Raw genomic sequence first — 13,928 nt, 5'->3', positions numbered from 1 at the left:
TCACCGGTTATTTAGCAGGCTAACCCCGTCGGCCCGACGGGATAGGGCTTCATATCTTGTACGTTGGACTCACCACACGACTTACTTTGCTTGGTTTTCGCTACTTCGGTTATGTGCGGTGGGCGATTAGAACGTTGAAGATTTTATCTAGCAGACGTTTTTTCCTGCTAGAACCTTATATCTTCAGTTTTCAAAGAACAACTTACAAGTACATTTCAGTACGTTTGTTTGTATTTTTCAACAGCTTTGAGGTTACCAACCGACATTCATCTCCCACTTACTCATTGGGCGACGCATTTTGCAATCCTTGAAGTGGGAGTCATCTGTTGATAAATTATAAATTTTTAAAGAACCTATGTTGTATTTAAATTTGCTATATAACAAGGGGTTCTTTTTTTATGTATGTGTCGATCAATCGTATCCATAATCACAATTCTTATGTTATTCTAATATTCAACTCAGCTGTAATTTAATAATCCAGGTTATACTAAAGTAAAGATTGATAAGGAGGTTGATGAAGATGACTGGTAAAAAGCTTATTTTTCCTATTATGATTGTTCTTGCCATTGGAGCTGTAATTGCAGTATTAGGGAAATGGGAATGGCTAATATGGGGAATAGTTCTTCTTTGTCCGTTAATGCATTTATTTGGTCATGATCATTCAGGACATAGCCACAATCATAACGACGGATCAAAACATCATCACCATTAAATGAGTATACTGGAGGTAGAAGAAAATGTTGAATTTTTATACTAGTTATTTAAATTCAGAAAATCCACCTTCCAAAAAAGCTACTCTCCAAGATAGAACAGATTTAAATATTAAACTTGAAATCGTTGCAGCACAAATCAGAACAATTAAGAACCAAATTAAACATGACTGTTATTACAAAAATATTATAGATAATATAGTAGTTGTTCAGACTGAGTTAGATCAAATCGCATATTTTCTTTTAGAGGAAAACGTGAAAGCGTGTTTGGATGAACGTATCGCTTTAAAAAATCAAGAATCTTTGAATAAGATTCATGTTACGATTAGCAGATTTTTATAAATAGAAGATATATAGCCTCTGATTTGTTCAAAAAATATACAAAAAATCTCCATATTATAGGGTACGAGGGTATGCTATAATGATAACAAAGGAGGGATACAAAATGGCAACCGAATTAGTAAAAGAATCACTTTCAAAGGAAGATAATGACTTTTTTTTAGTTGAACAAAAGAGTCATCATACTGATAAAGTGAAGCAAAACCTGGTATCACGATTAAATCGGATTGAGGGTCAAGTTCGGGGCATAAAGGGACTAATCGAAAAGGATACTTACTGTGATGATGTGATTACGCAAATTTCTGCTACTCAAGCAGCTTTAAATAGTGTTGCCAAAATTCTTCTTGAAGGTCATTTGAAAGAGTGTGTAGTGGACCGAATTAAGGAAGGCGATTTGGAAGTTTTAGATGAAGTACTTGTAACCATTCAAAAGTTAATGAAGAAGTAAAAGGAGGATAATAATGGAAAATGTAATCCTAAATGTACAAGGTATGTCTTGCAATCATTGCGTTAAATCTATTGAAGGGAGTGTAGGAGAACTAAAAGGTGTTTCCAACGTGAAAGTGCATCTTGATACTGGTACTGTTGATATTGTATATAATAGTAATGAAGTCAGTATAGAGACGATCAAAAAAACAATTGATAATCAAGGCTACGAGGTAAACTAGAAAATAGGTAACGATATGAGTGATTGAGTTCGCTCTCTCTTTTTTGAATTTCATATACCCTATATAGGTATATAATTATAGTAAAAAGGAGAAAAATTTTATGGCTTCGATTGAGCAAATAATAAGATGCTTAAGAGAAAAAAGGATTGATGTTCATAAGGTCATCTCACGAAAAGAGATGATGAAACGATTATCAGAATCGATTCAAGATTAACTTGACATAGACGGTAGGAGGATTAAGTAATGAACCAAGTAACACTTCATGTACAAGGAATGTCATGTAGCCATTGCGTTCATTCCATCGAAGGAAATATTGGAAAATTGAATGGTATCGAATCTGTTATTGTATATTTTAATGAAGGGAAAGTCAATGTAACATTTGATTCAAATGAAGTGGATTTAAAAGACATTACAGATACGATTGAGGATCAGAGGTTTGATGTTAAGGGATGGGAATTGTCTAAACCATACATCATGTAATAGAAAAAAAGGGGGGAAGAGACAATGACTGAAAAAACATTAAATATAGAAGGCATGACATGTGCATCGTGTGCACAAAGAATTGAAAAAGTTACGAAACAGCTGCCTGGTGTTGTGGCATCAAGTGTCAATCTTGCTACAGAAAAAATGAATATCCATTATGATGAAAATGCAACTTCGTTACAGGATATTCAAGTAGCTGTTGAAAAAGCAGGATATAAAGCCGTGGCTCATACTGAAAAGAAAACTTTTGCTATTTCAGGTATGACATGTGCTTCATGCGCCCAAAGGATTGAAAAAGTAACGAGAAAGCTAGTAGGTGTATTTGAATCCAATGTGAACCTTGCAACAGAAAAAATGAATATTCAGTATGACCCTGCTGTAGTTTCTGTTTCTGATATTATTCAAGCTGTTTCACATGCTGGTTATGAAGCGCACGAAGAAGTTATATCTGCAGATTCAATCGATCAAGATCAAGAGAAAAAACAAAGAGAAATCAAAAGTCTTTGGAAAAGATTTTGGATTTCAGCCGTGTTTACTGCACCGTTACTTTATATCGCAATGGGTCACATAGTTGGAGCACCATTACCAGGATTTATTGATCCGATGATGAATCCCTCAGCTTTTGCAATGATTCAGTTACTGTTAACCATACCTGTTGTAATAGTCAATAATCATATTTACACGGTTGGTTATAAAACGCTTTTTAGTGGACACCCAAATATGGATAGTTTGATTGCCCTAGGTACAAGCGCTGCCTTTTTATACGGTATCTTTGCAACAGTTATGATATACGTAGGAAATACAAGTTACGCAAGTGATTTATATTATGAAACAGCAGCCGTAATTTTAACCTTAATTACGCTCGGGAAATATCTTGAAACGTTAACAAAAGGGAAAACATCAGAGGCAATTAAAAAATTAATGGGTTTAGCACCTAAAACAGCTATAGTGATTAGAAATGGTCAAGAAGTTGAAATTTCAATTGACGAAGTCATCGTTGGCGACACCATAATCGTAAAACCAGGTGAAAAAATGCCGGTAGATGGGATTGTCGTTGAAGGCATGACAGCAGTAGATGAATCTATGTTAACAGGAGAAAGCATCCCTGTAGAAAAAAATGTGGGTGACAACATAATTGGTGCTAGTATCAATAAAAATGGCACCATTCAATACAAGGCTACAAAAGTTGGGAAAGATACAGCGTTATCTCAGATTATAAAATTAGTAGAAGACGCTCAAGGCTCAAAAGCTCCAATTGCTAAATTAGCCGATATTATTTCCGGTTACTTTGTACCAATCGTAATTGGCCTTGCTGTTCTGTCGGGATTAGCTTGGTATTTTGCGGGTCAAACAGGTATTTTCGCTTTAACAATCGCAATCTCGGTTCTAGTGATCGCATGCCCATGTGCCCTTGGTTTAGCAACTCCAACTGCTATTATGATTGGAACTGGTAAGGGAGCAGAACATGGCGTATTAATTAAAAGTGGTACAGCACTTGAAACTACACATAAACTTCAAACTATTGTATTTGATAAAACCGGAACCATCACAGAAGGAAAACCAAAGGTTACGGACATTGTCACCATAAATGGTGTTTCCGATGAAGAATTATTGGTTTTAGCAGCTTCAGCTGAAAAAGGATCTGAACACCCACTAGGTGAAGCCATTGTTAAAGGTGCAGAGGAAAGAGGTTTGAACTTCAAGAAGACTCAAGCTTTTAAAGCAATTCCTGGTCATGGAATTGAAGTTACAATTGAGGGTAATAATTTGTTATTAGGAAACAGAAAATTAATGGACGACCGTAAGATATCATTAGTTTCTCTAGATAAGATATCAGATGAGTTAGCCAGCCAAGGAAAAACACCAATGTATATAACAAAGAATGGTAAAATCGCGGGTATTATTGCTGTGGCAGATACAGTTAAAGAAAACAGTTTAAAAGCGATTGAAAAACTGCACAAAATGGGAATTGAAGTGGCCATGATTACAGGTGACAACAAGCGTACCGCTGAGGCAATTGCAAAACAAGTTGGCATCGATCGTGTATTAAGTGAAGTACTGCCAGAAGATAAAGCCAAAGAAGTGAAAAAGCTTCAAGAGGAAGGTAAGAAGGTTGCAATGGTCGGAGATGGAATTAACGATGCGCCAGCTCTTGCGCAAGCTGATGTTGGAATAGCGATTGGATCTGGTACCGATGTTGCGATGGAATCAGCTGATATTGTATTAATGAGAAGTGATTTGATGGATGTTCCAACAGCTGTTGAATTAAGCAGATCCACGATTCGTAATATAAAACAAAACTTATTCTGGGCATTTGCTTATAATACGGCAGGTATTCCTTTTGCAATGGGAATAGTTTATCTCCTTGGCGGACCATTATTAAGTCCGGTCATTGCTGCAGCAGCCATGAGTTTTAGCTCTGTATCAGTATTGCTAAATGCATTGCGATTAAAACGATTTAAGGCGTCTACTATCTAGTGGAAAAAAATGTAATATCCTGAAAGGTAGATTCATGAAGAAAAAACTATTCTTTGAAGGTCTGTAATGTAATGGATGAGTTAAAACAGTTACTAAACTTTTAGATGTATTGATGGCTTTACGGAAATTACTGTTAACTTAGAAGCCAATGAAATTAGTGATTATACAATTTTCTACGTATTGGTAGAATAGCATCTGTTTGTAGTGATTACAGAAGTATATAATCTAGCATTATCCTTATAACACTTGATATTTTGAACTGTATTATATTGATTACAAAGTCCGGTTCCTCAATAAGTAAATTGAGAAATCGGACTTTTTTAATAGCAAACTTAATTTCAAGGAATGATCTATAGAATTAACATTAGGAAGAATTTAATATTCATTTAAAGGCAATTGTATTGATCGGCTTTTTATCAAAATAATTACAAATAAAAAGTTTTTGTAATATAACTGAAATAAAAAGCGCAATGTTTCTCCATATTTCGACGTTATTCTAATAAGGTAAAAGTAAAAGAAGAAGCTTAAGGAATTACTACTAATCTAATAAACTATTAATTTAACAATAATCACATATTATATGAGGGGGACATATTTTGAATAGGAAGAAAAAGTTTTTTTCAATTGTAGCAGGTTTTTCAATTGCATCGTTAATGTTAGGGGCCGGCAATACGGAAGCCGCTTCGTACACAGTACAAAAAGGGGATTCTTTGTGGTCTATCTCTCAAAAGTATGGTACGTCTGTTAATGATATAAAAAAAGCAAATAATTTAACCAATACTATTATTTATCCAAATCAAATAATTGAAGTAGGTTCTTCATCGCCAATCTCTTCTAGCTCAGTAACTTCAACTTCATATACGATTAAAGCTGGTGATACATTGTTTTCAATATCTCGACAATTCAATGTGACTGTAGCGGACCTAATGGCTTGGAATAACTTAAATTCAGCTTTAATATACGTAGGGGACACCTTGAACGTAAGCGGAGCATCTGCTTCCATTAATAGCCCTGTTAGTAATACTTCTACTATTGCAACCAATATAGCACCAGCAGCGAATGCCGGCTACGATGTGAATAAATTAGTTAATGTTGCCAAAAGTTTAATCGGTACTCCTTACAAATGGGGAGGTACTACGCCAGCTGGCTTTGATTGCAGCGGTTTTGTTTACTATGTATTTAAACAAGCTGGAATGGATATCAGCCGTCTAGATGCCGTAGGTTTTTATAATCGTTCAAAGAATGTGGACAGCCCTCAAGCTGGTGATTTAGTTTTCTTTGAAGGTACTTATAAATCAGGTGTTTCCGATGTAGGGATTTACCTTGGAAATAATCAATTCATTTCTGCATCAGACAAAGGTGTTTCCATTAAAAGTTTAGATAATTCTTATTGGAAGTCACATTTTAATAGCATTAAAAGATTATATTAATATAGAGTTTTAAAATAGATTCTTAACAAAAAAAACAGCCAGCAGGAGTTTAATAGTACCTGCTGGCTATTTTTTACCCTAAATTCTTCGTTATATTAGATATATAATACAAGCATTTCTTAAAAAAAACGCTCAGGCTGAGCGTTTTTTTTATTATTAACTCATATACTAATCAAAAAACTACTATATCATTTTTATTATTACTTAACTGCATGTCTGTAATACAAGTTCCGTCACTCTCAAAAGTAGATAACATTGACTCAACCGATTTTTCGCCCTGCTTTATTATTACACGATAAATGTTGTCCCGTGGTAGCCACAAATTGATAAAACCGTTAGATTGAGAAGTTATTATTTCATCTATAATAACATTGCCTTTTTTGTCTTCAATATATACCTCAAACTCTTGGTTGGTCATTTCACCTTGACAACCTGTTAAGTTATGGAATAGCCAAGGATGAGTTTCATTGATATAAGGAGCTATAGACACAAAAAAATCCTCTTTAGATATGTCATACACGTCTTGACTTTCATCACTACTCATAATAATTAGTTCGTTCGATGTGATTGCGGCGGTTTGATCTTTAAATTTATCCGTATTAAAATCATTGACCAAACCCTTAATATTGGTCGATTCTTTTTCTGTCACAATTTTTTTAGTGTTTGACCCGCAAGCCACCAATAGGGAAACAATTATCATTAAAAAAATTGTAAAGAGATTTCTTCTCATTTTGCATTCCCCCTTTGACTTGTAAACTACTTTGCTGATCGAGCTAGTTATCGAATAGGGTGAATTGCTTCTTTCTTTTGTGGGGAGCAGACAATGATTAAGCGTGTTATTTAGACCGTTCGAAAATAAGTGGAATAGGTGTAAGTCCACTTAACGCAAGGGCAAGAACGATAAACCCCTTACGGTTTGCATGAGAGAAGTATACTCTCACACCGAAGGTGTAAAGCTACATAGCACAGATATCTAACAACATTCGAGGACCAGTACGACTGCTTTGATGGGGTAATCCAATACCTGCTAGGTTCTGCGGTGTGGTTTTAGTTTATACTTCCAGTAATTCTTTTGCTTCTTGCATTGGCCCAAATATTAACTTCTGCCTATTTCTACTTTTTTTCTACGAAAAGGATCAACTGTTGTTAACCCTTGATTATCCCAACGGTATCCAATACCCCAGACTGTCATTAGGTGTAATTCTATTGGGAATCCTGCAAGCTTCAATTTATATCTAATATTTCTAATGTATGAATGTACAGTACGCTCACTAATGGCTGCCTTTTCCCCCCAGATGGCTTTAACTAATTCACAATGTGTAATCACCTTGTCAGGATGATTTAAAAAGAATCCGAGAATCTTAAACTCTTTAGGTGCTAGAGGAATATGGCAATCAAAGTATTTGAGATCAAATGAATCTTCCCTCCAAATTAAACCGTTAAATTGTATAATATTATGAATAAATTTCCTGTTGTTTCTAAGTACAGCATTTACTCTTGCTAACAACTCATCCTTATTAATGGGCTGGGTTAAACAGACATCTGCTCCGTTTCTTAAAGACTGGATTAAGTCAGATTTCTTTCTACTATTTAAGATAATCATAATAGGCACTTGAGATAACTTTCTGATTTTCTCAATGATAGATTTATTCTTAAAGCCCGGGAAAGGATTTGAAATTAAAACAAGGTCTATCCAATTTTTTTCTAGAAAGGAAAGGGTTTCTTGCATGGAACTTGCTTTAAAAAAGAAAAACCTCCGGGATTTAAAGAAAGTAAGCAATTTTGATGTATTTTCTTCTTTTCCAATAATTAAGATCTGTTTCATACATTCCATCTCCATTAATACGAACTTGTAATATAAACTATCATACAAGGAAAGTATGTAGAAACATTGCAGAAATTAAATAACTGCATTTTAATATAAAATATTTTTTATAAAAAAATAATAGATGACAAACACAATTAGAAGTTAGCAACTCACAACAACATTGCTTACGAGTTTGTACAGGAGTGCCGTACATTTGAGATGTCTGCGTAAATTATTTAAGTTTGGGTACATCATATCCATTTCTCAAAGGACAGTATTTATTAAAAGTATTTACAACCTTTTTATAGTGTAAATATAATAATGCACAAAATCTGCAAACTTTTTGGTTATACTCTAAACAGAAAAGGAGGAATGAGGAAATGCAGAGAAAAAGTAGAAAATTAATATTAGTATCCATTCTTACTTCATTACTATTAGTATTAGGTGCTTGTGCTAATAATGATGAACCACAAGAATCGGCAAATGAAGAAACAGATACGAGTCAAGAAAATATGGACGGAAACATGGACACGGAAAAAAATATGGATATGAAAGAGGACATGGAAGGAATGGACCATAGTAATATGGACATGTCTAGTTCAGGTGAAGTTCCTGAAGGTTTGAAAACAGCGGAAAATCCAACCTATCCGGTAGGAAGTAAAGCAATTATTCAATCCGATCACATGGAAGGAATGAAGGGTGCCGAAGCTACAATTGTAGGTGCATATGATACAACTGTTTATACAGTTTCATATACTCCAACAACTGGTGGAGAAAGAGTTGAGAATCATAAATGGGTCATTCATGAAGAGTTAGTCGACCCAGGCGAATCACCGTTAGAGCCTGGTGCAGAAGCTAAAACGGACGCAGCACATATGGAAGGGATGGCAGGTGCAACGCTCGAAATTGATTCAGCCGAACAAACGACTGTATATATGGTTGATTTCAAAACAACAACTGGCGGGAAAGAAGTTAAAAACCATAAATGGGTAACAGAAAGTGAATTATCTCCTGTAAAATAATAAAGTATAGTAAATAATATTGGGACAGTCTCCTGTTTAATTCAAAAAATGAACAGGGGAGTACGTCCCTTATTTTTTTATTAAAAATTAAAAAAAAATTAATAAATTACCACTTTACATAGGGTACTAGGGTATACTATAATAATAATCAAGGAGGGGAAGTGAGATGGATCCCGAATTAGAAAATGAGATAATTTCAGAGGATAGCTGCTGTTCTCATCCACATGGACGAATGAGCCATCATTCTGAAAAAACGAAAAAAAACCTTGTGACCCGTCTGAACAGGATTGAAGGACAAATTCGGGGCATAAAAAGATTAATTGAAACGGATACTTACTGTGATGATGTAATCACTCAAATTGCTGCATCCCAAGCAGCTTTAAATGGTGTTGCAAAAATACTTCTTGAAGCACATATGAAAGAATGTGTAGTCAATCGTATACAGGAAGGCGACATGGAAGTTCTTGATGAAGTGCTTGTTACGATCCAAAAATTAATGAAAAAGTAAAGGGAGAGGAATAAACTATGGAAAAAGTTACTTTAAATGTAGAAGGTATGTCTTGTGGACATTGCGTGAAAGCAGTAGAGGGAAGCGTTGGTGCTCTTAACGGTGTTTCAAGTGTAAAAGTAGATCTTACAAATAAAAAAGTTGACATTGAATATAATAATGACGAAGTAACGTTAGAAACAATTAAAGAAACAATTGATGATCAAGGCTATGAAGTGAAGTAATTGAGGAAGGGCAGTGCTTATGTAAGCACGCTCTCTCTTTTTTAATAAAATTATACCCTGTATAGGTATGAGGTGATGGGATGAGTGAAAAAGTACTGGAAAATCAATTTCAAATTACTGGGATGACTTGTGCAGCCTGTGCAACAAGAATTGAAAAAGGGTTAAATAAGATGGAAGGGGTTAAGGAAGCAAATGTTAATTTGGCCCTTGAAAAAGCCATGGTTAAATTTGACCCTGATGTGATGAACCCTTCTGATATACAAAAAAAAGTAAGAGACCTGGGATACGATGTAGTAACTGATAAAAAAGAATTAGTCATTACCGGGATGACCTGTGCAGCCTGTGCTACAAGAATTGAAAAAGGTTTAATTAAAATTGACGGAGTTCTTCAAGCAAATGTCAATTTAGCACTTGAGAAAGCATCTGTAGAATTTAATCCGGCAGCTGTTTCAGTGAAAGATCTAATTCAAAGGGTTGAAAATTTAGGCTATGGAGCTATTGTAAAGAGTGATGAGAATGAAAAAGAGGCTGTAGATTATCGTCAAAAAGAAATTGAAAAACAGCAAGGAAAGTTTCTTTTCTCTGCTATTCTTTCTGTTCCTCTACTTTGGGCGATGTTTGGACACTTTAGCTTTACATCAGGTCTCTATGTTCCAGAAGCTCTTATGAATCCTTGGGTGCAAATGGCCCTAGCAACTCCTGTACAATTTATCATTGGTAAACAATTTTATGTAGGTGCGTACAAAGCACTCAAAAATAAGAGTGCAAACATGGATGTTTTAGTCGCCCTTGGTACATCGGCTGCCTATTTTTATAGCGTCTACTTGGCTATACAAACACTTGGAAATAATTCTCATTCGGTAGGTCTTTACTTTGAAACAAGTGCTATTTTAATTACTTTAATTATTCTTGGTAAATTATTTGAAGCAAAAGCAAAAGGTCGTTCATCTGAAGCAATTAAGAAATTAATGGGGCTACAAGCAAAAACAGCAACTGTTATTCGTAATGGTGAGGAAATAGTAATTCCGTTGGAAGATGTAGCAACTGGAGATGTTTTACTAGTTAAGCCGGGTGAAAAAATTCCTGTTGATGGGGAAGTACTTGAAGGTACTTCTGCATTAGATGAATCAATGATAACTGGGGAAAGTGTTCCTATTGATAAAACAGTTGGAGATACGGTTATTGGAGCTACAATTAATAAGAACGGATTTATTAAAATAAAAGCAACACGAGTAGGAAAAGAAACAGCATTATCACAAATTATTAAAATTGTTGAAGAAGCTCAAGGCTCAAAAGCACCTATTCAACGTATGGCTGATTCTATTTCAGGGATATTTGTACCAATTGTTGTAGGTATTGCTGTTATTACATTTTTAATTTGGTATATATGGGTAGATCCAGGAAATTTTGCATCTGCTCTTGAAAAATTAATCGCCGTTCTTGTGATTGCATGCCCATGTGCTCTTGGTCTTGCAACACCTACGTCAATTATGGCTGGCTCCGGACGTTCTGCTGAGTACGGAATCCTATTTAAAGGCGGAGAACATCTTGAAATGACACATAAAGTAAATACGGTCATTTTAGATAAAACAGGTACGATTACAAATGGTGCCCCTGTTTTGACAGATGTGTTAACGGATTTGGACGAGACAGAGTTCTTATCCCTTGTAGGATCAGCTGAAAAACAATCTGAGCATCCGCTAGCACAAGCAATAGTAGAAGGGATTAAGGAGAAATCTATTGCGGTTAAAGAAGTTTCTGATTTTGAGAATATTCCTGGATATGGGATTAGAGCGAATGTAGATGGAAACGAAGTTCTTGTAGGTACACGTCGGCTGATGAAAAAGTACAACGTAGAAATTGATCACGTTTTAGAAGAGATGGTAGGCCTTGAGAAACAAGGGAAAACAGCTATGTTAGCTGCTGTTGATGGAGCCTATGTAGGTCTTGTAGCAGTTGCAGATACTATTAAGGAAACATCCACTCAAGCGATCAAGCGTATGAAGGATATGGGGCTTGAAGTCATTATGATTACTGGTGACAACAAACAGACTGCCAACGCAATTGCAAAACAAGCTGGGGTTGATCGTGTCATTGCAGAAGTTTTGCCAGAGGGAAAAGCAGAAGAAGTGAAGAAACTTCAGACTCAAGGTAAGAAGGTAGCCATGGTCGGAGACGGAATTAATGATGCGCCAGCTCTAGCTACAGCTGATATCGGTATGGCAATTGGAACTGGTACAGATGTTGCAATGGAAGCAGCAGATATTACACTTATCCGTGGAGATTTGAATAGTATTCCTGATTCCATCTTAATGAGTCATAAAACAATGAGGAATATTAAACAAAATCTATTCTGGGCTCTTGCTTATAATACATTAGGAATCCCAATTGCTGCACTTGGATTCTTAGCTCCGTGGCTTGCTGGTGCAGCAATGGCATTTAGCTCTGTATCTGTAGTACTAAATGCACTTCGTTTGCAAAAAGTAAAACTGTAGGGAGTGTAATTTAATGAAAAAATGGGTATTATCAGGTCTTGCTTATTTAGTTGTTGTCGTTGGTTCCTATTATGCATACACCGCGATTACCACTCCTCCCCCAGAGGATATGCAACATTCCAATACTGAACAACATAACGAATAGATTTTAAAATAAGAAGAATGGTCTCTGATCTAAATAGAGGCCATTTTTTATTGAAAAATAATTATGATGACATAAAAAATGCATTGTTTCTTCATAATTAAATGAGAAACTTTAGGAAATTAAAATAAAAAGCTAGGTGAATTCGAATGGATATAAATGAAAAAATTAAAAGACGTTATAATCGAATATCTGGAATATATGAAGCAATGGATAAAATGATTAAAGAAGAATGGAGATTAAATTTACTATCTAAAGTATCTGGGAAGGTGCTTGAAGTAGGGATAGGTACTGGGGCCAATTTACCGTTTTATCCTACCAAAACTCAGTCATTAACGGGTGTTGATTTTAGTAAAGGAATGTTAAAACATGCAAATGATAAAGTATCAAAAGGAAATTTCCTATTTCCAATTGAATTAATGGAAGCAGATATTCAGGCTTTACCATTCCCAGACAATACGTTTGATTCTGTCGTATCAACTTGTGTATTTTGTTCTGTTCCGGATCCGTTGGTTGGTTTGAAGGAATTAAGAAGGGTATGTAAACCAACTGGTCATATATTTATGTTGGAACATATGAGAAGTGACAATAAGTTTGTTGGTGCTGTAATGGATGTCCTGAACCCCTTAACAGTAAGTCTTTGGGGAGCAAATATCAATAGAGAAACGATTAAAACGATTCAATATTCAGGACTCGTGATTGAAAGAGATTCAAGTTTAATGGGATCTATTTTTAGGGACTTAGCAGTTAGTCCAAATAAAAATAATGTAAAGGAAGAGAGTTAGATAGAGTCAGTCTTTCCTCAGGTGAAATATGTGAGGCATGCGGAAGGGTATAAAATATGCTCATCGTAAGAATACCAAAAATGTGCAGAATCATGCTTAGATGAAAGTTGCTGTAAAATATATTCATTAATAGAACAAACAAACAACTAAAAAAACAAACCTGTTTTCACTATTAGTGGACAGGTTTGTTATAGTTTTCTGAAATGCATACTATATACAAACTTTGTTTATATAAGGAATATCTATTTTTCTATCCATCCAAAACAGACTGAAAAAATAGTTGCTCTAACTTTTGAAAGTAATTTTTTGTTCAGTATAGATGGGGAAAACTGGGAGACATTAATGAAAAAGGGAACATTAAATAATTAATAAAAAGAAGTTTATTATGGAGTAATTATATAGGAAAGTAAAGGATTGGAGGAGAATCCAATCCTTTTTATTTATATTCAAAGGGGTGAGTAAAAGCAATATAAAATTTTATTAATTTGTAAAGCCTTATGTTATTAAGCAATATTAGTCTATATATTATTCATCATATTTTCTGTGTTTTTTGTATCTCCGTCCATCATACCTCCTTCACCTTCTGTATGGCATGAATTATACATCTGTTCCAATTCTTGAGTTGATAAGTCAGGATGCACTTCTTCCATATGTGGTTTCATTTGTTCAAAATTTAATTGCTCGTTACCTTTTGTATCTTCGTTCACTTGTGCAAAAGCGAAGGTTCCTGCACCACCTAAAAGAATGGCTCCTGTTAAAATTCCGATTGCAAATTTCATCTTCATTATTTTATTTCTCCTTTCATGTTTCAATGATAACTAATTTATTTGCAGAACC

The 13,928-nt window shown here is 34.9% G+C and carries 16 protein-coding genes; 13 read left to right on the top strand and 3 right to left on the bottom strand.

Annotated elements, in window-relative coordinates:
* The first annotated feature begins 520 nt into the window (after positions 1–520).
* From ACHUFV_RS21080 to ACHUFV_RS21050, 7 genes are all read left to right on the top strand, one after another.
* Positions 521–712, top strand: coding sequence for a DUF2933 domain-containing protein (locus ACHUFV_RS21080; protein WP_394237583.1), 192 nt, complete (start codon positions 521–523; stop codon positions 710–712).
* Between the two features lie 25 nt (positions 713–737).
* Positions 738–1,052 (top strand): metal-sensing transcriptional repressor, encoded by a 315-nt coding sequence (locus ACHUFV_RS21075; RefSeq protein ID WP_394237581.1) that lies wholly within the window; start codon positions 738–740, stop codon positions 1,050–1,052.
* A gap of 103 nt (positions 1,053–1,155) precedes the next feature.
* Positions 1,156–1,497 carry a metal-sensitive transcriptional regulator gene (locus ACHUFV_RS21070; RefSeq protein WP_394237579.1) on the top strand — a complete coding sequence of 114 codons (342 nt, stop codon included), beginning with the start codon at positions 1,156–1,158 and terminating at the stop codon, positions 1,495–1,497.
* Positions 1,498–1,510: 13 nt separating this feature from the next.
* Positions 1,511–1,717 carry a copper chaperone CopZ gene (gene copZ / locus ACHUFV_RS21065; RefSeq protein WP_394237578.1) on the top strand — a complete coding sequence of 69 codons (207 nt, stop codon included), beginning with the start codon at positions 1,511–1,513 and terminating at the stop codon, positions 1,715–1,717.
* 243 nt (positions 1,718–1,960) lie between these two features.
* A complete protein-coding gene (gene copZ / locus ACHUFV_RS21060) occupies positions 1,961–2,197 on the top strand; it encodes a copper chaperone CopZ (RefSeq protein ID WP_394237576.1) in 237 nt (78 codons plus the stop codon).
* Positions 2,198–2,221: 24 nt separating this feature from the next.
* Positions 2,222–4,678, top strand: coding sequence for a heavy metal translocating P-type ATPase (locus tag ACHUFV_RS21055; RefSeq protein WP_394237574.1), 2,457 nt, complete (start codon positions 2,222–2,224; stop codon positions 4,676–4,678).
* A 596-nt stretch (positions 4,679–5,274) separates the two neighbouring features.
* The gene (locus tag ACHUFV_RS21050; protein WP_394237572.1) at positions 5,275–6,108 is read left to right on the top strand and encodes a C40 family peptidase; all 834 of its coding nucleotides are present in this window, start codon (positions 5,275–5,277) and stop codon (positions 6,106–6,108) included.
* A gap of 172 nt (positions 6,109–6,280) precedes the next feature.
* Here ACHUFV_RS21050 and ACHUFV_RS21045 read toward each other — a convergent pair whose 3' ends face one another.
* Both ACHUFV_RS21045 and ACHUFV_RS21040 read right to left on the bottom strand, forming a co-directional pair.
* Positions 6,281–6,838 (bottom strand): CueP family metal-binding protein, encoded by a 558-nt coding sequence (locus ACHUFV_RS21045; protein ID WP_394237570.1) that lies wholly within the window; start codon positions 6,836–6,838, stop codon positions 6,281–6,283.
* 366 nt (positions 6,839–7,204) lie between these two features.
* Positions 7,205–7,933: a response regulator transcription factor gene (locus ACHUFV_RS21040; RefSeq protein ID WP_394237568.1), complete on the bottom strand. Its 729-nt coding sequence runs from the start codon at positions 7,931–7,933 to the stop codon at positions 7,205–7,207.
* Between the two features lie 362 nt (positions 7,934–8,295).
* Between ACHUFV_RS21040 and ACHUFV_RS21035 the strand changes: the two genes are divergently transcribed.
* The 6 genes from ACHUFV_RS21035 to ACHUFV_RS21010 all read left to right on the top strand — a co-directional run bounded on the left by ACHUFV_RS21035 (position 8,296) and on the right by ACHUFV_RS21010 (position 13,091).
* Positions 8,296–8,937 carry a YdhK family protein gene (locus ACHUFV_RS21035; protein ID WP_394237566.1) on the top strand — a complete coding sequence of 214 codons (642 nt, stop codon included), beginning with the start codon at positions 8,296–8,298 and terminating at the stop codon, positions 8,935–8,937.
* A gap of 166 nt (positions 8,938–9,103) precedes the next feature.
* Positions 9,104–9,445: a metal-sensitive transcriptional regulator gene (locus ACHUFV_RS21030; protein ID WP_394237564.1), complete on the top strand. Its 342-nt coding sequence runs from the start codon at positions 9,104–9,106 to the stop codon at positions 9,443–9,445.
* A 17-nt stretch (positions 9,446–9,462) separates the two neighbouring features.
* Positions 9,463–9,669 carry a copper chaperone CopZ gene (copZ, locus tag ACHUFV_RS21025; RefSeq protein WP_394237562.1) on the top strand — a complete coding sequence of 69 codons (207 nt, stop codon included), beginning with the start codon at positions 9,463–9,465 and terminating at the stop codon, positions 9,667–9,669.
* Positions 9,670–9,749: 80 nt separating this feature from the next.
* Positions 9,750–12,164: a heavy metal translocating P-type ATPase gene (locus ACHUFV_RS21020; protein WP_394237560.1), complete on the top strand. Its 2,415-nt coding sequence runs from the start codon at positions 9,750–9,752 to the stop codon at positions 12,162–12,164.
* A 13-nt stretch (positions 12,165–12,177) separates the two neighbouring features.
* Entirely contained in the window at positions 12,178–12,309 is a 132-nt protein-coding gene (locus ACHUFV_RS21015; RefSeq protein ID WP_394237558.1) for a hypothetical protein, read from the top strand.
* A gap of 146 nt (positions 12,310–12,455) precedes the next feature.
* Positions 12,456–13,091, top strand: a complete 636-nt coding sequence (locus ACHUFV_RS21010; RefSeq protein WP_394237556.1) for a class I SAM-dependent methyltransferase — start codon at positions 12,456–12,458, stop codon at positions 13,089–13,091.
* 518 nt (positions 13,092–13,609) lie between these two features.
* Here the strand turns inward: ACHUFV_RS21010 and ACHUFV_RS21005 are convergent.
* Positions 13,610–13,876, bottom strand: a complete 267-nt coding sequence (locus ACHUFV_RS21005; protein WP_394237554.1) for a hypothetical protein — start codon at positions 13,874–13,876, stop codon at positions 13,610–13,612.
* Positions 13,877–13,928: the final 52 nt, after the last annotated feature.

Source organism: Niallia oryzisoli (genome assembly GCF_043641075.1).
Classification (GTDB): domain Bacteria; phylum Bacillota; class Bacilli; order Bacillales; family Cytobacillaceae; genus Bacillus_BD; species Bacillus_BD oryzisoli_A.
Note: the sequence above shows the minus strand (reverse complement) of the source record. Positions and strands in the feature narration are given on the sequence as shown.

Excerpts from the sequence above, each read along its gene's own strand:
- ACHUFV_RS21045 (WP_394237570.1), bottom strand. The coding sequence starts at position 6,838 with ATGAGAAGAAATCTCTTTACAATTTTTTTAATGATAATTGTTTCCCTA.
- ACHUFV_RS21055 (WP_394237574.1), top strand. The coding sequence starts at position 2,222 with ATGACTGAAAAAACATTAAATATAGAAGGCATGACATGTGCATCGTGT.
- ACHUFV_RS21075 (WP_394237581.1), top strand. The coding sequence starts at position 738 with ATGTTGAATTTTTATACTAGTTATTTAAATTCAGAAAATCCACCTTCC.
- copZ (WP_394237576.1), top strand. The coding sequence starts at position 1,961 with ATGAACCAAGTAACACTTCATGTACAAGGAATGTCATGTAGCCATTGC.
- ACHUFV_RS21035 (WP_394237566.1), top strand. The coding sequence starts at position 8,296 with ATGCAGAGAAAAAGTAGAAAATTAATATTAGTATCCATTCTTACTTCA.
- ACHUFV_RS21015 (WP_394237558.1), top strand. The coding sequence starts at position 12,178 with ATGAAAAAATGGGTATTATCAGGTCTTGCTTATTTAGTTGTTGTCGTT.
- ACHUFV_RS21020 (WP_394237560.1), top strand. The coding sequence starts at position 9,750 with ATGAGTGAAAAAGTACTGGAAAATCAATTTCAAATTACTGGGATGACT.
- ACHUFV_RS21070 (WP_394237579.1), top strand. The coding sequence starts at position 1,156 with ATGGCAACCGAATTAGTAAAAGAATCACTTTCAAAGGAAGATAATGAC.
- ACHUFV_RS21040 (WP_394237568.1), bottom strand. The coding sequence starts at position 7,933 with ATGAAACAGATCTTAATTATTGGAAAAGAAGAAAATACATCAAAATTG.
- copZ (WP_394237562.1), top strand. The coding sequence starts at position 9,463 with ATGGAAAAAGTTACTTTAAATGTAGAAGGTATGTCTTGTGGACATTGC.
- ACHUFV_RS21010 (WP_394237556.1), top strand. The coding sequence starts at position 12,456 with ATGGATATAAATGAAAAAATTAAAAGACGTTATAATCGAATATCTGGA.
- ACHUFV_RS21005 (WP_394237554.1), bottom strand. The coding sequence starts at position 13,876 with ATGAAGATGAAATTTGCAATCGGAATTTTAACAGGAGCCATTCTTTTA.
- ACHUFV_RS21080 (WP_394237583.1), top strand. The coding sequence starts at position 521 with ATGACTGGTAAAAAGCTTATTTTTCCTATTATGATTGTTCTTGCCATT.
- copZ (WP_394237578.1), top strand. The coding sequence starts at position 1,511 with ATGGAAAATGTAATCCTAAATGTACAAGGTATGTCTTGCAATCATTGC.
- ACHUFV_RS21030 (WP_394237564.1), top strand. The coding sequence starts at position 9,104 with ATGGATCCCGAATTAGAAAATGAGATAATTTCAGAGGATAGCTGCTGT.